Origin of the sequence: Novipirellula rosea (genome assembly GCF_039541335.1) — a bacterium.
Classification (GTDB): domain Bacteria; phylum Planctomycetota; class Planctomycetia; order Pirellulales; family Pirellulaceae; genus Novipirellula; species Novipirellula rosea.
In genome coordinates, this window is sequence record NZ_BAABGA010000120.1 from 711763 (window position 1) to 736860 (window position 25098).

12 protein-coding genes are annotated in these 25098 nt (G+C 54.9%); 9 read left to right on the plus strand and 3 right to left on the minus strand.

Annotated features, from left to right (window positions below; translation table 11 throughout):
* Nucleotides 1-47 precede the first annotated feature (47 nt).
* The 3 genes from ABD971_RS34755 to ABD971_RS34765 all read left to right on the plus strand — a co-directional run bounded on the left by ABD971_RS34755 (nucleotide 48) and on the right by ABD971_RS34765 (nucleotide 3207).
* Nucleotides 48-812, plus strand: a complete 765-nt coding sequence (locus ABD971_RS34755) for a methyltransferase domain-containing protein (RefSeq protein WP_339941560.1) — start codon at nucleotides 48-50, stop codon at nucleotides 810-812.
* Nucleotides 809-1933, plus strand: coding sequence for an NAD(P)/FAD-dependent oxidoreductase (locus tag ABD971_RS34760; protein WP_345328351.1), 1125 nt, complete (start codon nucleotides 809-811; stop codon nucleotides 1931-1933). The genes ABD971_RS34755 and ABD971_RS34760 overlap by 4 nt, the downstream gene beginning before the upstream one ends.
* A gap of 278 nt (nucleotides 1934-2211) precedes the next feature.
* A complete protein-coding gene (locus tag ABD971_RS34765; protein WP_339941564.1) occupies nucleotides 2212-3207 on the plus strand; it encodes an adenosine kinase in 996 nt (331 codons plus the stop codon).
* A 162-nt stretch (nucleotides 3208-3369) separates the two neighbouring features.
* Here ABD971_RS34765 and ABD971_RS34770 read toward each other — a convergent pair whose 3' ends face one another.
* From ABD971_RS34770 to ABD971_RS34780, 3 genes are all read right to left on the minus strand, one after another.
* Complete coding sequence (locus ABD971_RS34770) at nucleotides 3370-7581, minus strand: DUF7133 domain-containing protein (RefSeq protein WP_345328352.1); 4212 nt, start codon at nucleotides 7579-7581, stop codon at nucleotides 3370-3372.
* Between the two features lie 84 nt (nucleotides 7582-7665).
* Complete coding sequence (locus ABD971_RS34775) at nucleotides 7666-8937, minus strand: serine hydrolase domain-containing protein (protein ID WP_345328353.1); 1272 nt, start codon at nucleotides 8935-8937, stop codon at nucleotides 7666-7668.
* Between the two features lie 75 nt (nucleotides 8938-9012).
* The gene (locus ABD971_RS34780) at nucleotides 9013-10371 is read right to left on the minus strand and encodes an enolase C-terminal domain-like protein (RefSeq protein WP_345328354.1); all 1359 of its coding nucleotides are present in this window, start codon (nucleotides 10369-10371) and stop codon (nucleotides 9013-9015) included.
* Between the two features lie 211 nt (nucleotides 10372-10582).
* On the opposite strand from ABD971_RS34780, the gene ABD971_RS34785 reads away from it, so the two are divergent.
* From ABD971_RS34785 to ABD971_RS34810, 6 genes are all read left to right on the plus strand, one after another.
* Nucleotides 10583-13699, plus strand: a complete 3117-nt coding sequence (locus ABD971_RS34785) for a PSD1 and planctomycete cytochrome C domain-containing protein (protein ID WP_345328355.1) — start codon at nucleotides 10583-10585, stop codon at nucleotides 13697-13699.
* The gene (locus ABD971_RS34790; RefSeq protein ID WP_345328356.1) at nucleotides 13696-15144 is read left to right on the plus strand and encodes a DUF1501 domain-containing protein; all 1449 of its coding nucleotides are present in this window, start codon (nucleotides 13696-13698) and stop codon (nucleotides 15142-15144) included. Before ABD971_RS34785 ends, ABD971_RS34790 begins: the two co-directional genes overlap by 4 nt.
* A 143-nt stretch (nucleotides 15145-15287) precedes the next feature.
* Nucleotides 15288-17516, plus strand: a complete 2229-nt coding sequence (locus tag ABD971_RS34795) for an acetylxylan esterase (protein WP_345328357.1) — start codon at nucleotides 15288-15290, stop codon at nucleotides 17514-17516.
* A 621-nt stretch (nucleotides 17517-18137) separates the two neighbouring features.
* Nucleotides 18138-19427 (plus strand): efflux RND transporter periplasmic adaptor subunit, encoded by a 1290-nt coding sequence (locus tag ABD971_RS34800; protein ID WP_345328358.1) that lies wholly within the window; start codon nucleotides 18138-18140, stop codon nucleotides 19425-19427.
* Nucleotides 19428-19676: 249 nt separating this feature from the next.
* Nucleotides 19677-22847, plus strand: a complete 3171-nt coding sequence (locus ABD971_RS34805; RefSeq protein ID WP_345328359.1) for an efflux RND transporter permease subunit — start codon at nucleotides 19677-19679, stop codon at nucleotides 22845-22847.
* Between the two features lie 436 nt (nucleotides 22848-23283).
* Complete coding sequence (locus ABD971_RS34810; protein WP_345328360.1) at nucleotides 23284-25083, plus strand: TolC family protein; 1800 nt, start codon at nucleotides 23284-23286, stop codon at nucleotides 25081-25083.
* Nucleotides 25084-25098: the final 15 nt, after the last annotated feature.

Below are 25098 nucleotides of genomic sequence, written 5' to 3' on the forward strand. Positions count from 1 at the left end.
GTTTGCTCAACCTGTTGCGCCAATATTCGCTTCTAAAAGGATGTTATATGTTGCATCGGAATCTCCAGCACGAATTGATGGATGATCCTCACTTGCCTCGGGACCAACACGAATTGGCGTTAAAGGGATTGTCGCGGCTGAACCGCTTCACGGGGGTCGCCGCATTGATGTATCGCCACTTGCGCCGACGTGTCGATGTGAACGCTCAGCGACCACTGCGAATTCTGGATGTCGCCAGCGGGGCGGGAGACGTTCCGATTTATTGGGCCCGACGCGCTCGTCGCGATGGCGTCGAGATGGAAATCACGCTGCTCGACGTCAGCGAGGTTGCGGTCGATACGCAACAGCAACGAGCCGCCCAGGCGGGCGTGGAAGTGCAATCGGTTCAAGCGGATTGTCTTGCTCATCCATTGCCGGGCGGTTTTGATGTCGTCACCAGTTCGCTGTTCATGCATCATTTGAACGATGAACAAGCTGGGACGTTATTGCGGGCGATGAAAGTTGCGACGGACGCGACCATTTTAGTTTGTGACCTGCATCGGTCTCGAATGAACCTCGCAATGGTTGCCTTTGCCGGGCGTGTCTTGTCACGGTCGCCGGTGGTTCACACCGATAGCGTGCTCAGCGTCCAAGGGGCGTACACACAAGCTGAGTTTCAAACATTGGCACAAGCTGTCCTCGGTGGCTCGATCGAAATGCACCCGGCTTTTCCCTGTCGTTTCCTTGCGTCGTATGAGAAACCGGCTCCGGCCGATCCCCAGATAATCGCCAACGTCGCGGCTGTGCCAACGGTGTCGAGTGTCGCGGTATGAGTAGCGACATGGCGGTGGCGTCGTCGTCTCGTTCGCCGGTGTTGGTTATCGGCAGCGGCGTCGCCGGCGCGGCTTGTGCCATTCGTTTACGATCGCTCGGCGTCGCAGTGGACTTGGTCGAAAAAGCTACGTTTCCGCGTGCCAAGGTGTGTGGTTGCTGTATCGGTGAAGCGGGGCTGAATGCCTTTACGCAATTGGGGATTCGTGACGAGGTACTGGATCTCGGGATGCCCACGCGGCGTTGGTGTGCTTCACTTGCGGGACGACGCATCGAGTTGGCGATTCCGCTCGGAGTGGCGATCTCTCGCGAAGTGCTGGATCCGCTGATGATGCAGGCCGCAGTTCGCTCCGGTGCCAACGTATCAATGAACTGCACCGCAACCATCAAAAACAGTTCGTACGATGTCGTTTCAGTTCAGCTTGATCAAAACGCCACGACCATTCGTCAAGACTATTCGTGTGTGGTGGTCGCATCAGGTCTTCGTTCGGGCAACTGTGGCGGTTTGTTGCCTTGGACCGAAGTGCCGCATGGCCCTTTTGGGATTTCGATGATGGCATCGTCGGTGGATGTTGAACCTGGCGTCATCTATATGGCCTGCAACCCAGATGGTTATGTCGGACTTGTCAAACTTGCTGATGGACGCGTCGATGTGGCCGCGGCGCTTCAGTCCGGTCAATCTTCCTTTGCGACCGGCGATCCGGTCACACGCGTGCAGCGAATACTCGCGACGAGCGAATTTGCCTCGGTCGAGCTTTCGGATTTTAGTCCTGTGATGACCACGCCGCCGCTGCGGCGATCACGCCGGGCCGGGCATGGTCGTGTTTTGGCGATCGGGGACGCGGCCGGTTACGTCGAACCGTTTACCGGCGAAGGGATGACATGGGGCATGCAGGGGGGGATGGCTGCAGCAGACTTGATCGCGGCGAAGCGAAATGATTTGAACGATGTTGGTGACGTGTGGGAGCAAAAACTCGCGGCCTTGCTGCGATGCCGAAAACGGACATGTCGCGTCGTCACCACGGCGCTGCGGTCGCCGGCCGCGTGTCGCATCGCCGCAGGAACACTGCGGCTGTTTCCAGGTCTTGCGACCCCACTATTGCGCAGCATGAACAAAGCCTAGCTGGTCGCAATTGCCAAACCTCGCCGCACCTGCCGCTCGCCGCATCTGCGGCTCACCCAAGTGAAACTCGCCAAGAGTTTCGGTCCCCATTTAAATCAATCTCCTTGATCCCATCGCGATTCCCCCCGAAGTTAGCGATCGAGAAGAATCCGCGTCTGACAAAACCGCGTAAAACACGGTGTTTTGGTTAGGGTTCTACACGTTGACGCCCGGACGGACTAAGTTGTGGGCCTGTGAACGCACTATTGAAAACCTGTTAATTGAAGGCTGCAAAGCGAATGACGTCGTACGATGTATTGGGTGTAGGGAACGCACTGGTTGATATCCAAGCACAGGTAGAAGATTCGATTCTGAGCGAATTGTCGATCGACAAGGGGATTATGACGCTTGTCGATGATCAACAACAAGCGAGTGTTTTGAGTCGGCTTGATGGACGACCTTTGAATCGTTGTGCGGGCGGATCGGCTGCGAACACGATTGTCGCACTCGCTGAATTTGGTGGCACGGGGGCGTTTATCGCGAAAATCGGCGATGACGAAGTCGGCGAGTTCTTTATCAAGGACATGCGAGACTTGGGGGTCAAGATGGACGTCGATCCCGCCAAAGGATCGCCGACCGGAACGTGTGCCGTTTTGATCACCGACGACGCTCAGCGATCAATGATGACCAACCTTGGCGCTTCGGCCACGTTGCAATCATCCGATATCGACGAGTCACTGATCAAGGCGGCCAAGTACGTTTACATCGAAGGCTACTTGTTGACGGGCGAAACCACCAAAGCGGCGGCATACCGCGCGATGGACATCGCCAAGCAGCATGGTGTTAAAGTCGCGTTCACCGCTTCGGATCCGTTCTTGGTCAACATGATCCGTGACGAAATTTGGGACTTGATCACCGGACCTGTTGATTTGTTCTTCTGTAACGAAGAAGAAGCGAAGAGTTTGACCGGAGAAGCGGACCCGATCGCTTGTGCTGCAAAAATTCATGACCACGCGGAAAACGTCGCATTAACGCTCGGCCCCAAGGGGTCGATTGTGATGCACGGCGGCGAAGCATTCCCGATCGAAGGCGTCGAAGTCAAAGCGATCGACACCACCGGAGCGGGCGACATGTACGCCGGTGCATTGCTGTACGGCATCACCAACGGCATGACATGGCGACAAGCAGGCCACTTGGCTTCGCAAGCATCCGCACGCGTCGTGTCCCAAATGGGAGCACGATTGGAACGGAAGTTTACGAAGGAAGAAATCCAATCGCTGAGCGACTTGGCCTAAGCCGATTTCGCAGCGACCGATTGTGTCGAGAAAACTCGCCGCAGCGAAATTCTCCGTAGCGAAACTCGCCAAGAGTTTCGGCAGATCAAGGGGCAGCCGTTAGGCACCGGGGAGTGTGAATGACGCAGGCTCCGGCCGCTCACACGCGAGCGGCTCACAACATCATTCTTTCGCGTTTGCCGCCGCCAACGATTCGAGGTAATCCAGCAACGACGCCAACTCGTGCGTCGTGTAGTCCTTCATTACCCCTTCGGGCATGACCGAGATCGGCGACGTTTGACGCACTTCGATTTCGTCTTTTAAGATCGTCGTCTCTTTGCCCTGCTGGTCTCGGATTGTCACGCGATCACTTTGCTCGTTCGTGACGAACCCGGTCAAGACCACGCCATCGAGTGTCAAAATCGAATTGGTGACGAAGCCTTGAGCGATCGTTTTGCTGGGTTCCAAAATCGCAGTCGCTAGATCGGGACGTTTGTACGTCTTGGCAATGTTGCCCAAGAAAGGCCCTTTTTGCACTTCATCTTCGCTGATGGTATGGCACGCCACACAATTCGCTTTCGTAAAGATTTGCTGGCCAACGGCAATGTTCCCTTTCATCGCGACCGCTTGTTCGGCGGCTTCGCTTGTGGTCAATGAGCTGATCATGGCCGAATCATCCTGTGCGATATCGGCGATCTGCATTTGTTTTACGATTGACCTCGCCGTGTCGGCGATGGATGCATCGGAGTCGGAGCGAGCAGCCAGGATTTTAGCATCGAGGTAATGGTTCTCGATTTTTGCGGCCGCTTGCATCAACCGCACTCGGCGGTTGGCGTCTTGCCATGCTGCGTCAAGTGATTGCTTTGCGAGTTCGCGATTTTCAGGACTTGCGTTTCCGCTGGACGCTACAGCGATTAACGCTGCCTCGGCCCAAAACGCGGTTTCCGGATCCGATGACGAGGCCACCGTGGCGAAGGTCGATGTTTGAGTATCCAGCCTCGGTGCATTGATAAACGCGTTGCGAGCACGAACGAGCTCTTTTGATTGCTTGTTCGTCGCATCGACGGTGCGCTGCAGTGTCACCAGGGCGGCGATCATCGAGGCCGGCGCGTCGCGGTCATCCACACTTGCCAACACGTTGACTAGGTCCGCCATCGTGGCGGCTGGCAGGTCGCTGCGTTTCGCGGCGGCAACCAGTACCGTGATCGCGTCACGCGGAACATCGCTGGCGGCGGTCAATTGGGTAACCAACTGACCCACTAAGCTCGGGTCTTGTTTGGCCAGTTGAACCAAGCGGGTGAGTGAATCGCTCGATTCAATCCGGTTGCGGTTCATCAGCGAGATCAGCTCCGCCGCGGCGTCTCCCGAGGCGTCGCGAAGTGCTTGCTTCAGCACTGCCGCGATCTTGTTGGTTTCGCTCCAAGGGCTCGGCTGGTAATAAGGGCCTCGCGTATCAGGACGGGTGCCCCACGAATCGCCATTCCACTGGCCCTCTTGGAAATGCAACCGGCAAAGGGCTTCCAAAATCGCCTCGCGTCGATCTGGGGCGGTTTCCTTAGCAAGCCGTTGGATCAAACCGTCGACCACCGACGGTTGGTGCATCATCGCCAAACTGCGAAGCACTGGTCGTGGGGAAACGGAATGGTCGTCCAACGACGCAAAGCACGCGTCGAACGCATTGCGTTTTGCCAGACTGCGAATCGCCACGTGGACAATCACAGGGTCATCGCTGCGGAGTGCCGCGATACAGCGTGCGATGGAGGCGGGATCGGTTGCGTCGCCTTGCAGTGACTCGGCAATGTTTCGCTGTTCGTTTCGTTTTGCCAGTCCACGCTGAAGCAGTTGGCGATGAGCCGTGTTTCCACGTCGCATCAATTCACGCTTGGCTTCCATTCGCCGGCGTGCACTCGGCGAGTTCATCTCGTCAACAAGCTGGTCGTCGCTTAGACTTTCAAATTTTGGTAACGGGGTGGGGCTAAACGCTTTGGGTTTCACGCAAACAATGTATCCTACGTTGGGACCGTTCCAATCAAATGTCGCGCCTCGCCAACTGGCACAATACACCCGACTGTTGCCGTCGACGTCGGCATCGGTGGGACGTGTCATGCGGATGAACGGCTCAGGCGATTTCGTCTCTTCGTAACTGGCTCCACTGGGAGCGACGGTGTGACGGTAGAGGGCTCCGGTGCCCCAGTCTGCTGTAAACGGGGCATGGTTCCAATCACCAAAACCAGGCTCGTCGATGTAAACCGCGCCGCACCCAGAACCACCGCCGTAATCGGCCAACGGCTGGACACATTCATCAGAAAAGTTTTTGTAAAGACGCGGGTAGCCGTGGTCATCAGTGCCGGTGAAGTGATGCAGACGAACGTCCCATCCGCCGCCGTCGTTGGTATTGTCGCGGGCGAACATTTCCATTTCGGGGCTGATCGCCACCTCCAGGATGTTGCGGGTTCCGGTCGAATAGATTTCCAATCCCGTACCATCGGGACGCACCCGGATCACTCCGCCGCCGCGGTGTGTCAGCCGCCGGCCATCGGTACCTTCGGCATTAATAAAGCCAAAGTCGCCTCCGGCAATGTAAAGCCATCCATCCACCCCAAGACTGACACCGTTAGTGGTGTGGTCGGCGGGCCGTTTGCCGTAATCAAAGGCCAAGTTTTTGACGAGTATCTTTTGCTCGTCCGCTTCGCCGTCGCCATCGTGGTCAATGAACGCACTGAGGTGCGGCGGGTGCATCAAGTACAAGCGGTCGTGGTCCCACACCAAGCCACGCGGCGCATCGACTTCGCAAAACACTTTCGTTTCGTCGGCGCGGCCGTCGTTGTCGAGGTCACGCAACCGGATCACGCGGCCGCGGCGTGGATTGCGGCCGAGCGAGCCATTGCCATCCGAGCTGACGTACAAGGTGCCATCGACGTCGGCCGCGACAAAGACGGGATAGTTCACCGCCGGAGGAGCCGCGAATAGTGTCGCCTCGAAACCGTCGGGGACTTTCACATCGGACAACAGCGCTGCTTCCTGATCCGCTGACATCTTTTCAATCGTTGGATAGACGTTGCCTTGTTTTGCGTACGGATCCGGACTCAGCGGAACAAACTTTTTCTTCTCTGCGTCGGCCGGCCACAGCGGGCCAACGCCCTGGCCGCTCAATTTGACTTCGCGAATGCTGCACCACCCCGCATCGCTTGAAATACCGGTGATGCGGACGAACTTCGATGGCGAATTGGCGATCAATGTTTGAGGTTCGTTGATCGCAGTGGATGCACTGGATTGGTCCAAAAGCATTGACCACGATTTGCGGTCAATCGAGCCTTCGACTTTGTATTGATAGGGACGATTGGGGAACTCCCATGTGATTTCAATCTCACCAAGCACGTGCGGCTTGTCCAGTTCAAGTTGCAACCACTGGGGATAACTACCACCATCGGCACACCAACGCGTTTCCGCGTTGCCATCGACCGCAAGGTAGGCGTCTTGAGACGTTTGAGTGGACGATGCTTTGGCTTTCACGAGCGTCGCGTCATCAGGCATGTCGCCTAGGTTGATCGAAACCGGTGCTTTGAATTTTTCTTTGTCGATGAACGTGACTTTGTTCTGGCCAGCGAACGGATGCAGATACTCAGGTGACAATTTTCCACACGCCCACAACACTCCTCGCGTGACCAATTCCAAGTAGCGTGGATCCTCGACTGTTTCGGTATTGTGACCGATTGTGGTGCTAAAGCTGCGTGCCCCTTGCGTTTCATTGGTCCACGCCACGACCGCTTGGTCGACACGTGCGTTGTCACCACTGCTGACGGCTTGTTTGCCGATGGCCAAGGGATGAGCACCGAACAGTTTGACGTTGTTGTAAAGCTCTTCCTTGATCGTTGTCCAATCGCTTAATGTTTCGGTGATCGGATGCTTTGTGTCGACGAACTGAATTTCGATCGGTTCTTGCGGTCCATGACCACTCGATTGTAAACCGAGGTGTTCGAACCACGCGTCGCTTCCGGTACGAAAGCTGTGCATGGCGCAATGCAGATGCACGGCGGGAATCGTTTGATGCGTTTGCACGATCCGGTCGACAATCGCTTGATCCTTGATGTCCGCGGCACATTCATCGTGAATGATCACGTCGTAGCGTTTTGCCCAGTTTGGATTTTCATAGATCGGCAATACCGGGGCGGTGGTCGAATTGTCAGTCCAATAGACATCGACTTGGATATTGGCCCGCGACTGAATTCCCTTGCACAACGCTTCTTGTTGGTTGGCGTAATCGTGGCAACAACCGCCCGCGATCAATAACGCTCGAAGCGGCTTAGGGGCAGGGGCGTCGGCAAAGCTTGGCCCCGCAGTCGCCGCGAAACAGAGCGACGCGGCGATCACCGGTATCAAACGGAGTGAGTTCATAAAGAAGCGGGTGGTAAGGAGGGCGAGATGGCAGAGCTGGGATGGACGGGCTGGGACGGACGGGGGATTCTACTGGACGGAATTCTACGGGGCAATCGCGTCGTAGATCAGACCTTTTAGCTTGAATTCGGTCAGCCACTGGTATGGCATGATCTGTTCGATCGTGATCACAACCAAGTTGTCTTTGGGGGACACCCAGTAATGCGTGCTGGCGGCGCCGCCCCAGCCGTACTCGCCAACGCGGCCATCGGGATCCCAGTCGCTCATCGATTCACGTACCGAGAATCCAAATCCAAAGCCGACTCCGCCGCGAACCTCTTCGCCAAATTTGATCCAGCCAACACTTTCGGGGACTTGGTTGGTCGTCATCAATGCGACCGTTTCAGGCTTCAGCAAGCGAGTGCCATCGAATGTTCCGCCCGCCGTGATCATCAGCAAGAATCGCATGTAGTCTTCGGCGGTAGAGACCAAGCCGCCGCCACCCGATTCAAACGCGGGGGCTTTCAAATAGGGGCTTTCGTCCGGCGCATCGCCGAGCGTCAATTTGCCTTTGCCATCGGTGTTGTAGTTCGCTGCAAAACGGTCGACCTTGTCGGCAGGAACAAAAAATCCAGTGTCCTTCATTCCAAGCGGATCGAAGATTCGTTTGCGAAGAAAGTCGCCAAGCGATTCACCTGAGACGACTTCGACGACGCGGCCAAGCACATCGATCGAGATCCCGTACTGCCAATCGGTGCCCGGTTCAAATGCCACCGGCAATTTGCTGAGTTTGGTTTGCATCGTTTCGAGCGAATCGTCACGTTGCAGCATGTCGAGTTCCTTGAACGCTTCGTCATGTGGCGAATTCCCCGAACGACCATACGTGTAGCCCGCAGTATGCCGCATCAGATCGGCGATCGTCATTGTCTGTGTTGCAGGATGCGTTTTGTCGTCTGTAGCAACCTGCACGTTTTTAAGTTCAGGAAGATATTTCGAGACGGGGTCGTTTACATCCAATTTTCCTTCTTCGTGCAGCATCAGCGCCGCCGCGGTCGTGATCGCTTTGCTCATCGAATAGATTCGCACGATCGTATCGGGCTTCATTGGCTTGTCGGCTTCGAGATCCATTTTGCCATAGGCTTTATGCATCACGATTTTGCCGTGACGGGCGATCATCACGATCCCGCCGGGGATGCGGTTTTCGTCAATCGATTCCTGCATCGCCTCGTCTACTTTGGCGAGCACGTCGGCCGACATGCCGACGTCCGCCGCGTCAGCAGTAGGCAACTTCTTCGTTGCGACATCTGCGGATTGCGCATGCAAACATTGGTGGCCGATAATCGATAGGACAAGCACGCAAAGGATCGAGCGAATCATGTAGGCAATACCGGGGAAGGATGAAGATTGATCGGATGTCGGGAAGTGTGCGATGAAGAGTCGGCCGCCACGGTGCTACTGAGTCAATTGAGGCGGGATGGCCTCAAAGGCAGCGCCTTTACGCAAGTGACTACGGTCTCGCCATGCCGTTCCGTCAGGAAATTGATACTGATCGATAAAGGATGGTACAAATTCCAAGCCCCAGCCGGCGGCGGCGGGGGTGACGTAGTGTCCGTTGTGAGTGCGAACCGGATGCTCGACCGCTTCCTGTAGAAAGTCGATGTATTCCACCAACTGGGTGTCGGAAGTTCCCGAGACGGCGATTTGGTCCCAAACGCTGTAGTGCTGAATCATGTTGCACAATGCGATTCCCCCGCCGTGGGGACAAACTGGAACGCCGAACTTTGCTGCCAGCAAGATGATTGCCATCACGTCGTTTACTCCGGCGACGCGAGTGGCATCGATCTGGCAATATTTGATCGCCTGACTTTTGAGTAGTTGTTTGAAAATCACAGGCGACGCGGCATGTTCGCCACAAGCAAATCCAAAACTTGCATCAGCGAACGTTTCAGCGAGATCGACGTAGCCCAGGACATCGTCGCGGGCGATCGGTTCTTCGACCCATTTCAAATCAAAATCACGGTATTGTTCCAAATGTTGCTTCGCTTCGGGGACGCCCCAGTATTGGTTGGCATCGACCATCAAATTGCACTCGGATCCGACGACGCTACGAAGAAACGCAATGCGTTTGACGTCATGATCGAGGTCGCGACCGACTTTCAGTTTAAACGAATCAAATCCCTGCTCACGTAACTTGTCGATCGTAGCAACGATTTCGTCGTCACTTAGCCCCAGCCATCCTGCGGTGCAGTACGCCTTGGGGCCACGTTCTCGTAATTGAGTTTCTCGATCGGCGACGCGACTGCGTGCGTTTTGCAAGATGGCCAACGCTTCTTGTTCAGTTAACGCATCGCGAAGGTTTCGCCAATCGATGCAATTGACAATAAATTCAGGTTCGAGATCAACGAGCAATTTCCAAAGAGGCTTCTGCAGCGACTTGGCCCACAGGTCCCACATCGCATTGATTATGGCGCCTGCGGCCATGCGGAATACACCATCGTGCAGCCAACGCAATTGATGGTGATCGATCAGTCGTCGATACAAGGTGATCGGAGATTCCGCAAACTCCTCGAGCGTCATCCCGATCAAGAGTTGACCAAGATCGGCAATGCCGTGACAAATCCAGTCCGTGCCCGCACCGACCGTGAACACAATGGATACGCCTCGCAGCCCCGAGTCGGTTTCCAAATGCAAGACCGCCGACGAGTAGTCGGGCTGAAGATGAAAGGGATCGGAGCCTAACATTTGGTCGGACGTCGGAACGCGGAGATCAAAAACGTTTGCGGAGGTGATTTTGATGCTGCGATTGGGCATTCGGTAACCAGGATTGGGGGGCAGTGGGAGCGGCAAACCATCTTAGCGTCACGCACGCTCGCCGTCACGTAAGCTGAAACAACCGCGATGCAGTGATCAGGACGGCGGAAACGAGAACGTGATCCACGTCCGAAACATCACAAAAACAGTCCGAAATCAAACATCAAGAATGGGGATGTTAAAAATCCAGCTCTTAGGTGTGCAAACCTGCATGAACTCGCCCTCATTGTCGTTTAAACTGGCGTGCATGATCCCACCACGCTTTCCCACCTTCATTCTGCTTTTGTCCGTTTCCTTGTTGATGCCCCATCGTGTCCGTGCTGCGGACGAACCGGTGCGGTTTAGCAGGGATGTGTTGCCGATTTTGTCGGACCGTTGTTTTCATTGTCACGGGCCCGATGAAGAACATCGCGAAGCCGATCTCAGATTAGACCGACGTGAATCGGCCGTTGATCAGATCGGGGCGATCGTGCCGATGCAGCCTGATGAAAGCGAATTGCTTTCGCGGATCATCAGCGACGACGAAGACATGTTGATGCCACCGCCGCAGTCGCATCGTAAACCGCTGAGCCAATCGGAGATCGAGATTCTACGACGCTGGATTGCCGAGGGAGCCGAGTGGGGCAGCCATTGGTCGTTTGAGAAACCGGTGCGTCCGGAAGTGCCGAAGTCGGAAGCGAATGCAATCGATTTCTTCGTTCGCAAACGACTCACGCAACATGGTTTACGCCCCGCGGCCGAAGCCGACCGGCGGACTCTGATTCGCCGTGTCTCGTTAGATTTGATCGGATTACCGCCCACACCGGCGGACGTCGACGCCTTTCTTGCCGATGAATCCCCTGCCGCCTACGAAAACCTAGTCGACCGATTGTTGCAGTCGCCTCACTATGGCGAGCGGATGGCATGGCCGTGGCTCGATGCAGCTCGCTATGCCGACACCAGCGGTTACCAAGGCGATCCGGTGCGTTCGATGTGGCCGTGGCGTGATTGGGTGGTCAATGCGCTGAACGAAAACATGCCGTTTGATGAATTCACGATTCAGCAAATTGCGGGCGATTTGCTTCCGAACTGCACTCCGGAACAGCAGCTCGCATCTGGGTTCAATCGCAATCACATGCATAATGGCGAAGGAGGCCGAATCGCCGAAGAGACGCGTGTCGATAATGTTTTTGATCGCACCGAAACGACGGGCACGGTTTGGTTGGGGCTGACGCTGCAGTGTGCTCGTTGTCACGATCATAAATTCGATCCGACCTCCAACTTGGACTACTTCGCCTTCACCGATTTCTTCAACCAAACCTCCGAAGAAGGACGTATCGTCGGTGGGCTCGCGGTTCCTCCGGCAATGGACTATGTGCCAGCCGAAACACGTCATCAGTTGCAGGATCAGCAGCGTCAAATTGATCAATTGACGAAACAACTGATGGCGGCGTCGGACGAAGCCGATGCGGCTCAAGCGAAATGGGAATCGCCCTGGAATGAACCGAGTTCGCGCGAGCAGACGCAGCGGTGGATTCCGCTTGATGCAATCGATTCGCGTTCGACCGGCGGGGCCACGATCACCAAACGCGACGACTTGGCGCTGCACGTGACCGGCCAGCGTCCTGGGAAAGATGTGTATGAGCTCACCTTTGCGACTGACCTACGGGACATCAGCGGCATCCGGATTGACGCGTTCGTGGACCCCTCGTCGCCCGGTAAAGGGACCGGACGCGATAAAAATGGCAACTTTGTCTTGAGCGAAATCGAGGTCGCGGCTCGCCCTGCGGATGCCGCGAAGGAGGACTTCAAGCCGATCAAACTCGTCCGCGCCGAAGCCGATTTTTCCCAAGCCGGGCTGCCGGTCAGCGAGGCGATTGACGGTAAAAGCGGAAACGACAACGGATGGTCTGTCAGCGGGCATACAAAAAAGGAACCTCGTTGGGGCAAGTTCTTTTTTGAGCAGGCGGTCGGATTCGATGCGGGGACCGAGTTGAGCGTCAAGTTGCGATTTGAATCCCAACATACTCAGCACACCTTGGCTCTGTTCCGCATCAGTGTCAGCGACGAAAAACAACCCGAGGGGATCGATGCCAAGATTGCTGAGAGCTTACTGAAGCAGCCCGAGCAGCGAAGTGATGCGGATCGAGCGGCACTGCGAGAACATTTTCGTCTGCATCATTGGCCGCCGATGGGCGAAATCGCTCGCCAGTTGAACGCCGCTCGCAGCAGGCTCGGCAAGCTCAAGGCCAACGCGAAACCGGTACGGGTGATGGTGATGGACACGCGAGAGAAACCTCGCGAAACGTTCGTGCTGGTCAAAGGAATTTACAACGATGTGACGGATCAAAAAGTGGTCGCCAATGTTCCCAACATGCTGCCGCCGCTACCTGAAAAGCCTGATGGTGCTCCGCCAACACGACTCGATCTCGCCCGCTGGATCGTATCGCCCGAGAACCCGTTGACGGCACGCGTGACCGTGAACCGTTACTGGCAGACATTCTTTGGCCGCGGAATCGTTTCCACCATGGACGATTTTGGTTTGCAGGGGACGCAGGCTACGCACCCCGATCTGCTGGATTGGTTGGCGGTTGAATTTGTCGAGTCGGGCTGGGATGTCAAGAAGATGCATCGCTTGATCGTGACCAGCGAAACGTATCGGCAATCCGCCCAGGTGACGTCCGAGTTGCTAGAACAGGACCCCGAGAACATTCTGCTTTCACGAGCACCACGCTATCGCATGCCGTCGTGGATGATTCGCGATCATGCGTTGGCGGCAAGCGGGTTATTGAATCCGTCGCGGGGTGGACCGCCGGTCAAACCGTATCAACCCGACGGGATCTGGGCCGAAGCGACGTTTGGCAAAATACGCTATCAAGCGGATACGGGCGAGAAACTGTATCGCCGATCGCTGTACACATTTTGGCGGCGAATCGTGGGACCGACGGTGTTCTTTGATTCGGCCAAACGACAAACGTGCGAGGTCAAAATGAATTTGACCAATACGCCGCTGCACGCGCTGACCACGTTAAACGACGTTACGTTCGTCGAAGCGGCTCGCGTGTTGGCAGAACAAACGATCAAAGATCATGATAATAAGACGCAGCGGATCACTTCGGCGTTCCTCCTGTTGACCTCGCGTCCCCCCACGCGGTTGGAGCTCGAACTGCTAACGAATCGGGTCGATGGTTATATCGAAGCGTTCGAGAAATCACCCGAGGATGCTGCGAAGTTATTGGCGATCGGTGACAACCCGCGTGACACGTCGTTGGATCCCGCCGAACACGCGGCTTATACAACTCTGTACAACACTCTGATGAATCTCGACGAGGTTTTGGTAAAACCATGAATCCAATCCATGAACACGCCGCCCTCGTTACCCGCCGTCATCTATTAGGGAAAATGGGATTGGGCGTTGGTGCGGCTGCGCTTAGCACGCTGGTCGGTGCCCAGACGCACGCGGCGCTACCAGATCCAGCGGCGCCGACGCTGCCGAATTTTCCCGCCAAAGCGAAACGGGTAATCTATTTGTTTCAAAACGGCGGGCCGTCGCACGTCGATCTGTTCGATCACAAGCCAAAGCTGCGCGAGCTTGCCGGACAAGGGCTGCCTGATGAACTGACCGCAGGCAAACGATTTAGCACGATGACCGCGAATCAGGAAAAGGCGTTTTTGCCCGAGATCACCCAATTTGCTCGTCATGGCGAATGTGGCAAATGGATAGCCGATAACTTTCTGCCTCGTACCGCCGAGATCGTTGACGACCTCTGTTTTGTCCAGTCGATGAAGACGACGCAGGTGAACCATGCGCCCGCGATTACCTATTTTTTGACCGGGTCCGAACTGCCTGGCAAACCGAGCATGGGAGCATGGTTGACCTACGGGCTAGGAAGTGAAACCGAAAACTTGCCCGCCTTTACGGTCATGACCAGCCGTGATCGCCAAGCTTCGTGTGGTCAAATTTTCTATGACTTCTATTGGGGCAATGGTTTTCTGCCTAGCAAGTATCAAGGCGTCAAGTTTCGTGGTGCAGGCGACCCGGTGCTGTATCTTTCCAATCCTGATGGGATCACTCGCTCGACACGGCGAACCCAACTTGACGATTTAGCAGCGCTAAATCAAATGAACTTAGATCGCCTTGGTGATCCCGAGATTTCCGCTCGCATCGCGCAGTACGAAATGGCGTACAAGATGCAGTCGTCGGTGCCCGAGTTGACCGATATGCGTGACGAACCGCAACATGTGCTGGATATGTACGGACCGCAAGTTCACGAGAAAGGCAGCTTTGCCTACAACTGCTTGATGGCGCGTCGGTTAGCAGAGCGTGGTTGCCGGTTTATCCAACTGATGCACGCGGGTTGGGATCAGCATACCAATTTGGACACGCAGCTTGAAATCCAATGCCAAGACACCGATGCGCCCTCGGCGGCGTTGGTCAAGGACTTACAGCAACGCGGGCTGCTCGAGGACACGTTGGTAATTTGGGGCGGCGAGTTCGGGCGAACTCCGTTTCAGCAAAACCGGCCTGGTGCCAATCGCGGACGCGATCATCATCCCTATGCTTTTTCGCTATGGATGGCCGGCGGCGGCGTCAAACGTGGGTTCACTTACGGCGAGTCGGACGACTTTGGATTCAACGTCGCCCACAACCCGGTTGAAGTCCATGACTTGCAAGCCACGATCCTGCATCTGCTAGGAATCGATCATTCGCGTTTCACCCACCGTTTCCAAGGGCTGGACCAGCGGTTGACGGGTGTCGAAGAAGCAAGTGTGGTTCACGATCTGTTGGTATAAGCCTGGGCCGAGCTGGATCGTCATCCTCGAAATCGGACACCGTGAACTCTATGCACTTTTGCTGGCTTCACGATTTTCGTGGTGCGAAATCGGTTACAATGGGCGTCCGCTTCTACACTCTCCTACCTGATTCGGAGCCCTCCGTGAAAGTCTCATTTCTCATTGTCCGTGCCCAAATTACGTTCCTCGCTGTTGCGATTGGTTTCGTGGTTTGTGGTTCATCTGCGTTGTTCGCTGGCGATCCCACCCATCATCGTGTTCTCGACGCCGACACTCGCCCCGATGACGCTCGGCTGAGCGAACCGAAGGATCTGAATGGCTACTTTCCGTTTGAGGTTCCCGAATCGAAAGAGGCATGGCAGCAGCGTCAGGCAGGATTGAAGCAACGGGTATTGGTAGCGACCGGCTTGTTCCCGATGCCCGAGAAGACGCCGCTCAACGCAGTGATTCACGGCAAAGTCGAGCGTGACGGTTTTACGGTCGAAAAGGTCTATTTCGAAAGCTTGCCCGGACATTTTGTTTCGGGACTATTGTTTCGGCCTGAGGGCGAAGTGACCCACAAGCGGCCTGCGGTCTTGTCGCCTCACGGTCACGGCGGGCGACAGTACGACTACGGCGAAGCCAAGATGGACGAACTGATCAAATCGGGTGCCGAGCTGCATCGCGAATCGGGTCGTTTTCCAAAACTGGCTCGCTGCGCTCAACTTGCTCGAATGGGCTGTGTCACATTTATCTTTGATATGCTCGGCTACGTCGACAGCCAACAAATTTCGAAGGATCGTGCGCATGGATATGCCAAGCACGACGCGGAATTAGAAGGCAGGGACAACTATGGCTTTTACTCCGCTCAAGCCGAAGGCCGGCTGCACAGCATTCTTGGTTTGCAAACGTGGAACTGTATCCGGTCGCTTGATTTTTTAGAGAGTCTGGATGATGTCGATCCGGCTCGCTTGGCGGTCACCGGTGGCAGCGGCGGCGGAACGCAGACGATTCTGATGGGCGCGATCGACGATCGCCACATCGTTGGTTTTCCTAATGGCATGGTTTCGACCAGCATGCAGGGAGGCTGCACCTGCGAAAACTGCAGCCTGCTTCGCATCGGCACCGGCAACGTCGAACTTGCGGCCTTGTTTGCCCCGCGGCCGCAAGCGATGACGGCGGCGAATGATTGGACCAAAGAGATGATGACCAAGGGCTATCCGCAACTTCGTGAACTGTACGCGATGCTTGGCGTCGCCGGGGATGTGTACTGTGAACCCATGCTGCATTTTCCTCACAATTACAACGCTGTCAGCCGCAGTGTGATGTATTCGTGGATGAATAAATATCTTGACCTCGGATTAGAGGAGCCAATCAAAGAACTCGATTGGAAACCGCTGACACCCGAGGAATATACCGTCTGGAACGACAAACACCCGGCCCCCAAAGGTGGCGACGATTACGAACGCAAATTGCTGAAGCAATTAAAAGAGCGAGATTTGGCCGTGTTGTCAAATCACTCGCCTACTGGCGATCGTGAAACGCGATCCTACCTCGCCACGGTCCGCTCGGCTTGGCAGACGTTGATCGGACGAGAGATGCCCGAGGCTTCGGAAATCAAGCGAACCAAAGTCTGGAAAGAACCACGCGAGCAGTACATCGAGTTTGGCGATCTGATCACGCTGACAGACAAAGGCGAACAATTGCCCGTCGTTTCGGTCTATCCGAAGCCGGACAAGTGGAACAAGCAAGTCGTGTTGTGGATCGATGGCCAGGGCAAGTCGGGAATGTTTCCCGGTGGAAATCCTCATGCGGAATTGTTGCGGTTGGTGAAGGCAGGATTTGCAGTCGTTGGCGCCGATTTGTACGGCCAGGGCGAATTCACAAGCGAATCGGATTCGCTCACAGAGAATCCGACGGTCAAAAATCCGCGTCCGTTTGCGGGGTACACCTACGGTTACAACGACACCGTGTTTGCTCGCCGCGTCCATGACATTCTGACTGTGACGGCCTGGATTCGTGGCGACGATCACGAACCCAATTCGTTACATGTGCTGGGCGTCAACGGTGGCGGCCCGCTGGTTGCCGCAGCTCGTGTGATTGCCGGAGCGAAAATGGATCGCGTTGCAATCGACACCGAGGGGTTTCGGTTTGAAATGCTCAATGATTGGAGCCACGTGAACTTTCTGCCCGGAGCAATCAAGTATGGTGACCTGCCCACGCTATTGGCACTGTCGGCCCCACACCCGCTGTGGATCAATGGCGAGAAATCGATCCCCGCGATCGTGAGTACGGCCTTTCACACGCTTGGAAAGCCGGACGCGGTAACGCTAGGCTCACCGGATGCCGACTCGACCACGGCCGCCATCGATTGGATCCGGCAATCACCGTAGTCGAACACTTTTTTTGTTTACGTAGCGAAACTCGCATCGCGTTTCGGATGCCGTGGCTTGCGTGTTTCGCTCGGCGGGTTTCGCGACTTATCGATGTCGTTGCCATCGATGTCAATCATAAAACGCGTGCCGTAAACCAGCCCTGCGCTGCCTTTTTCTGGCCCCTTCGATCAAACTCGAGGCCATTCTTTTCCCCAGCCGCGGAACCTGGCACGCATCCGTTCTGCGGAGCCAGGGGATCTGCACTTGCAAGTGGAATCGCCCTCCCCACTCGCGGCGTTCTCCACGCTCATAGGTTGGTTGTCGCGTCCGGCGTGGGACTGCAAAACGTGGTTTGGTCCCCCTTTTGCTTTAAGGTCATAACGAACGGAAAATCCTTTCAGGGGTTAGCCCGTTTGAGGCCGAAACGGAGCCGTTTTTCCTTGGTTTTTCCGCCTCTTTGTCGCCCCACCGGGGTGACGTCATTTACCGAAAACGAAAACCGAAGACTGCAATGTTTTGCAGGACAGTGCTCTTTATTGCAGACCACCTCTTGTTGCCCGCGTTGCACGAGAACGACATGGCATAGGGAAACGAAAACGCTGGCGATCACCAGCATGTGGATTCCTACGACCACGAACGTTGGCCAGTAAGTCCGACGACGATCCACTCGACAACCAACTACTACAAATCATCAATCTTATGAATATCGCAGCGTTTCGTACCGTCATCCTTGGAGTGTCCTTTCTTGTTTTGCTTCCTGCTTGTAACAAGCTCAGCGATCTCAAGAACCAGTACTACCTATCGCACTCTGAAGCGTATTCGAGCGAGGGCTTGGTGCCGCACGCGGAGCATCATGATGCCGAGCCGAGTTCCCACGGGGAAGAAAGCCATCAAGCAGATCATCATGAAGGCCATCAGACTGAGCACCACGGAGAACACAAAATCGTGGTCACCAGTCCGGTTGCCAAGGACGTTGTAAGTACCCAGCAGTACGTTTGCCAAATTCATTCGTGGCGTCACATCGAAGTTTGTGCTTTGGAAGGCGGGTATCTCGAGACCATTGCGGTCCAGGAAGGGCAGCGGGTGAAGCAGGGAGAGTTGTTATTCAAAATTCTTCCGACGCTGTACGAAGCCCGATTGGAATCGGATATGGCCGAGGCCCAATTGGCACGAATTGAACTGCAAAACACAGAAAGGTTGTTTGAACAAAACATTGTTGCCCAGCCCGAAGTCGCATTGGCGAAAGCAAAGTTGGCAAAGGCCCAAGCGAAGGTCAATTTGGCGCAAGCAGAGTTGAACTTCGCCACGATTCGAGCACCATTTGATGGCATCGTCGACAAGCAACACGAACAACAAGGCAGTCTAATCGAAGAAGGCGACGTGCTTACCACCTTGTCCGACAACAGCACGATGTGGGCTTACTTTAACGTTCCCGAAGCTCGCTATCTGCAATACGAAGCCACCCCAGATAAAGACAATGTCAAGGTCGAGCTTGTCTTGGCCGACGGCAACAAGTTTCCTCACGCGGGAGCGATCGGAGCGATCGAAGCCGACTTCAATAACGAGACAGGCAACATTGCGTTCCGAGGCGACTTTCCCAACCCCCAACATTTGTTACGGCACGGTCAAACCGGCACCGTGTTGCTCAGCCGTGTAGTCCCAAACGCGATTGTGATCCCTCAGCGAGCCACCTTCGAGATTCTTGCTAAGAGGTACACGTTTGTTGTCGACGACGAAGGGGTTGCTCATCAACGCGAAATCGTTGTTCAGAGTGAACAGGACGACATTTATCTGATCAAGCAGGGGCTCGACGTCAACGAAAAAATTGTGCTCGAAGGGATCCGACAAGTCCGTGACGGCGAGCACGTGCAGTACGAGTTCCAAGCTGCCGAGGACGTTCTCGACAATCTGAAATACCACGCCGAATAGGCGTTCCGACCGTTCGGTAGCGGAAGTCGCCGAGAAATTCGACGAACCCCGACGTTGGCCAAAACACGCGAAATTGCCGCTAAGCAGTTGGGCAGGAGCCTTTCAGTGTATTGGCCGTTTTGGCGCTAGCCACGGTTCCGGCGCTGAACCGGGGTTAGCGCCCACACGGCTAACGGGGGTTCACCCAATGATTCCTGCCTACCTGCTTACAACCACAAGTCCGAAACCAACCCCGCTTCATCTAGAACTATGTTTGCAAGAATTCTGCATCGTCCCGCGCTGGCCATCGTTATCTCGCTGCTGATCCTGTTTATGGGCGGGTTGTCGATCGTTTCGCTGCCGATTTCTCAGTTCCCCTCGGTCGCGCCACCAAGCGTCGTGGTCTCGGTGTCGTTTCCTGGATCGAGTGCAAAAATCTTGGTCGATTCGACCTTGGTGATCCTGGAACAAGCGATCAATGGCGTTCAGGACATGCGTTACATGATCTCCGATGCAACCAGTGCTGGCGAGGCAACGATTCAAATTGTTTTTGAACCTGGAACGGATCCCAACGTGGCGGTCATGAACGTCAATAATCGGATCCAAGCGGTGAAGAACAACCTTCCTCCGATCGTGGATCGAGAAGGCATCATCGTCATGCAGAACATGTCCAGCATGCTGATGTACGTGAATGTGTTTAGCAAAGACAAAAACGTCGACCAAAATTTTCTGTACAACTACGCTTCCGTCAACGTGTTGCCCGAAATCAAGCGGATCCAGGGGATTGGTAGTGCGACGATCCTTGGCAACCGTGCCTATGCGATGCGGATCGAGCTCGATTTAGAACGATTGCGTGCTTACAACGTATCCGCCAAGGATGTGATGGATGCGTTGGCGGAACAAAGTATCATCGGTTCGCCTGGACGTCTCGGCCAAGCGACGGGTAAAACTTCGCAGACGTTGGAGTACGTTTTGACTTGGGTGGGACGCTACGACAAGCCTGAGCAATATGGGGACATCATTTTAAAGTCCAATTCCGAAGGCGAAATCCTGAGGATCAAAGACGTTGCGACGGTCGAACTCGGGTCGTCATTCTACGATTTGTACTCGGACATCGACGGCGACCCATCGGCCGCCATTGTGCTCAAGCAAACTCCTGGTTCGAACGCCAGCGAAGTCATCGATAAGGTCAAAGAGAAGCTTGAAGAGATCAAAGAGGCACAGTTCCCTCCGGGGATGGACTATTCGGTTACCTATGACGTTTCCAACTTTTTGGACGCGTCGATTGAAAAGGTACTGCACACGCTGCTCGAAGCTTTTGTGTTGGTTTCGCTGGTGGTTTATTTGTTTCTCGGTGATTTTCGCAGCACGTTGATCCCGACGCTGGCCGTTCCCGTGTCGTTGATCGGAGCGTTCTTTTTCATGTTGATGTTCGGCATGTCGATCAACCTAATCACGCTCTTCGCATTGGTGTTGGCAATCGGTGTCGTGGTGGACGACGCGATTGTGGTGGTCGAAGCAGTGCACGAAAAGATGCACTCGCAACACCTAGGGCCTTACCAGGCGACCCAAGAGGTGATGCATGAAATCAGCGGCGCGATCATCGCGATCACAATGGTGATGACCGCCGTGTTTATTCCGGTGACCTTCATGACCGGGCCGGTTGGCGTTTTCTATCGCCAATTCGGACTCACCATGGCGATGTCGATTGTGCTTTCGGGTTTGGTCGCCCTGACGCTCACGCCGGTGCTGTGCGCGATGATTCTGAAACCTCACGATCCGAACAAAAAGAAAAGTCTAAGTCCACTGGCGTTATTCTTGAGGGTGTTCGATCGAGGTGTCGAGAAAGTCACCGGCGGTTATGCCTGGATTCTAAAGGGCATCGTGACCCAGCGTTTGATCACCATGGTCCTCGTTATGGGGTTTAGCATCGGTATCTTTCTGGTGAACACCGTGCTTCCCACCGGCTTTATTCCGCTCGAGGACCAGGGGATGATTTATGGGATTATCCAAACGCCTCCGGGATCAACACTGGAGTACACCAACAGCAAATCGCACGAGCTGGCCGATATTTGCAAAAGCTTTGACGAGGTCACTTCGGTCTCCTCGATTGCCGGTTACGAAGTTCTTACCCAAGGGCGTGGATCCAACGCAGGGACTTGTTTGATTAACTTGAAGCCTTGGGAAGAACGCAAACTGACTTCGAAGCAGTTGATCGAAGAACTCGAAGAAAAAGGTCGCGATATTGCCAATGTGCATCTCGAGTTCTATGAACCACCGGCGGTTCCCGGCTTTGGTGCGGCCGGCGGTTTCTCTTTGAACTTGCTGGACAAGACAAACAGTGGCGACTACCAGCAGATGGGCGAAGTGACGGAAACGTTTATGGAAGCCTTGGGGAAACGCAAAGAGTTAAAGGGGCTTTTCACTTTCTTTGCGAACAACTACCCGCAGTATGAAATCGTCATCGACAACGATGTGGCGATGCAAAAGGGCGTTTCGATCGCCGATGCGATGGAGAATCTCTCCATCGTCGTAGGCAGTACTTGGGAGCAAGGTTTCGTCCGATTTGGCCAATTCTATAAGGTCTATGTTCAATCGGCACCCGAGTTTCGTCGGTATCCCGAAGACTTAGAGAATCTGTTCGTCAAGAACGATAAAGGAGAGAATGTTCCCTACTCGGCATTCATGAAGCTCAAGAAAATGCAGGGCCTCAATGAGATCAGCCGTTACAACTTGTACACGACGGCAGCCATCCAGGGAGCACCGGCTGAAGGTTACAGTACCGGGCAAGCCATTGCAGCGATCCAAGAAGTGGCCGCGGAGGTGTTGCCACGCGGTTACGATATCGATTGGCAAGGTCTCTCTTATGACGAGGCCAAAAAAGGGAACACGGCTGTCTATATCTTTTTGGTCGTCGTGATGTTTGTTTATCTCGTTTTGGTGGGGCAATACGAAAGCTTTCTGTTACCGTTGGCGGTGATCATTTCGTTGCCAGTGGGTCTGTTCGGTTCCTTTGCGTTACTTAAAGCAATGGGCTTAGCCAACGACGTCTACGCACAAATAGGGTTGGTCATGTTGGTTGGACTGCTGGGCAAGAATGCGATTCTGATCATCGAGTTCGCGGTGCAGCGTCGCCACGATGGATTGTCGCTAAAGGACGCAGCCATCGAAGGCGGGAAACTGCGGTTTCGGCCGATTCTGATGACCTCGTTTGCGTTCATTGCCGGTTTGATTCCGTTGGTCCGTGCCACTGGCCCTGGGGCAATCGGGAACCGCACGATCGGTACGACCGCGGTCGGCGGCATGCTGGTGGGGACCGTGATTGGCGTGTTGTTGATTCCCGGACTCTATTACATCTTTGGCAAGTTGGCCGACGGTAAAAAACTATTGCAAGATGAAACCGATGAACCCCTTAGCGAGCGATTCGAACACGAGGCATAAAGGCGGCATAATCGCCAAACTCAATACCTCCTACGCAATCGGACGCCGACGGTGGCGACCATCGGCAATAAGTGACGATGGACTGCAAAAAATTGCAGCGTCCAGGACGATTTTACGCGGGAATTTACGAGGTTTAAACGTACAACCGATAAAGGCCCTCTGTCGCAACGGTCGAAGGAAGAAGCAGTGGCGATCGCTCGCAGTTTGTTGCAGGTTTTGCCATCGAGGCAAACCCCCGGGCAACGTCCGTCGTTGACGAAACCAAGCCTTGGGGGACAGAGCTTTTATCAAGCGACCCGATTGGACAGCGGTTGTTGTCTTAATTCGGGATAGAAACGCTCTTTCAAAAATTGGGTGGTTGCGCGTTTCGTCCACATGGATGTGGTCGACAACTGCGAGCTGAAGATCGTGGATCAGAACGTCAAGGAGTAGACGGATGAACCTGTTAATAAAATTCCCGCGTACCAAGCTTAAGAACGTCGCCATTTCGACGGCGGTCGTGACAAGCTTTCTGGTTGTATTACCGTCGTGTTCTGTCCCGCCGCTCCGCCGGGCCCAACCGGGACCGACGATGCCAGAAAACTACAACCTGAATACTCAGTGGATCAATAGTGCTTCTACTGGGGATCCAGATGCTGCGGATCCGGATATTGTCAGCCAGAGCGATGCGTCGTCACTCCCGGAGCATCTCGTTGACGCGGACGAATCCCCAAGCGAATCGAAAAGCCTGTTAGGCCCTTTCAAGCTGGCAAGCTTCGTCAAACCGGCAAGTGCGCTGAAGTTGAACGAAGCTGATGACTCAGCGGACAACACGAGTCCGGTGAAGGATCAGACCGACTACTTGAGTGATCTGCCGGGCGGATCAGGGGTTGGACCGAACCCGATGGAGATTGGCTACGATGCCGTGGAGATCGGGATTTCCAACTGGGAAAATTCGTCACAGGTGCCTCGCTTTGAATTCTTTAACGATCCCTACCTGACCGGTCTGATCCACCAAGCGTTGACGGGCAACCAGGAACTGAAGATTCTGAACGAAGAGATCCAGATCGCATCGAACGAGGTTCAGGCTCGAAGCGGTGAATACCTGCCCTTCGTCACGCTTGGCGCCGGTGCAGGTGTTGAAAAATCCAGTGCCTATTCGCGAGAAGGGGCTGTCGAAGAACATCTCGATGCTCGCGGCAAATCGTTTCCCGATCCGTTGCCCGATTTCTTGGTTGCGACCAACGTGTCGTGGGAGATCGACATTTGGCGTAAACTTCGCAATGCGAGAGACGCGGCTTGTTTACGTTATCTCGGATCAATTGACGGACGAAATTACATCGTCACCCGTATGGTCGCCGAGGTGGCTGAGAACTATTTCGAGCTGTTGGCGCTTGACAACCAGTTGCTAACACTCGACAAGACCATCGAGATCCAACAGAGAAGTCTCGAGACCTCGCAACAGATGAAGGATGCCGGTCGCGGCACCGAATTGGCCGTCCAGCGATTTTTGGCCGAAGTGCGTAAGAACCAAAGCGAAAAGCTGATCATCCAGCAGCGGATCGTCGAAGCCGAGAACCGCATTAATTTTCTGCTCGGTCGCTACCCCCAACCCGTCCAGCGATCCTCGGTGGAATACATCGACTTGGACCTCCACACGCTCAGCGCCGGGGTGCCAGCACAATTGCTGCGTAACCGCTCGGACATCCGCCAAGCCGAACGCGAATTGGCAGCGGCTGGGTTGGATGTGAAAGTCGCCAGAGCTCGCTTCTATCCTTCGCTGAATCTTAGTGCAGGTGTGGGTTACCGAGCCTTCGATGCCGGGTACCTGTTCTCGACACCAGAATCATTGATTTACAATGTCGCCGGAGACTTGGTCGCCCCGTTGATCAACAAAAAGGCAATCAAGGCGGCCTATCGCAGTGCGAATGCTCAGCAACTGCAAGCGGTGTATGACTACCAACGTACCGTGCTAAATGCGTATACCGAAGTGGTCAATCAGCTGAGCAAAGTCGACAACTATGCTAAGAGCATTGAGATCAAAAAGCGACAACTCGAGTCGTTGGAAGCATCGGTCGACAGTGCAACCAAGTTGTTTCAGAACGCTCGGGCCGAATACATGGAGGTGCTGTTGGCTCAGCGTGACATGATGGAGGCTAAGATGGTCTTGATCGACACCAAGCAAGAGCAATTGGCTGCCACGGTCAACGCGTATCAAGCTCTCGGCGGGGGCGGTGCATTGACAGGGGTGAATTAGTCGGCGCCCATCGCA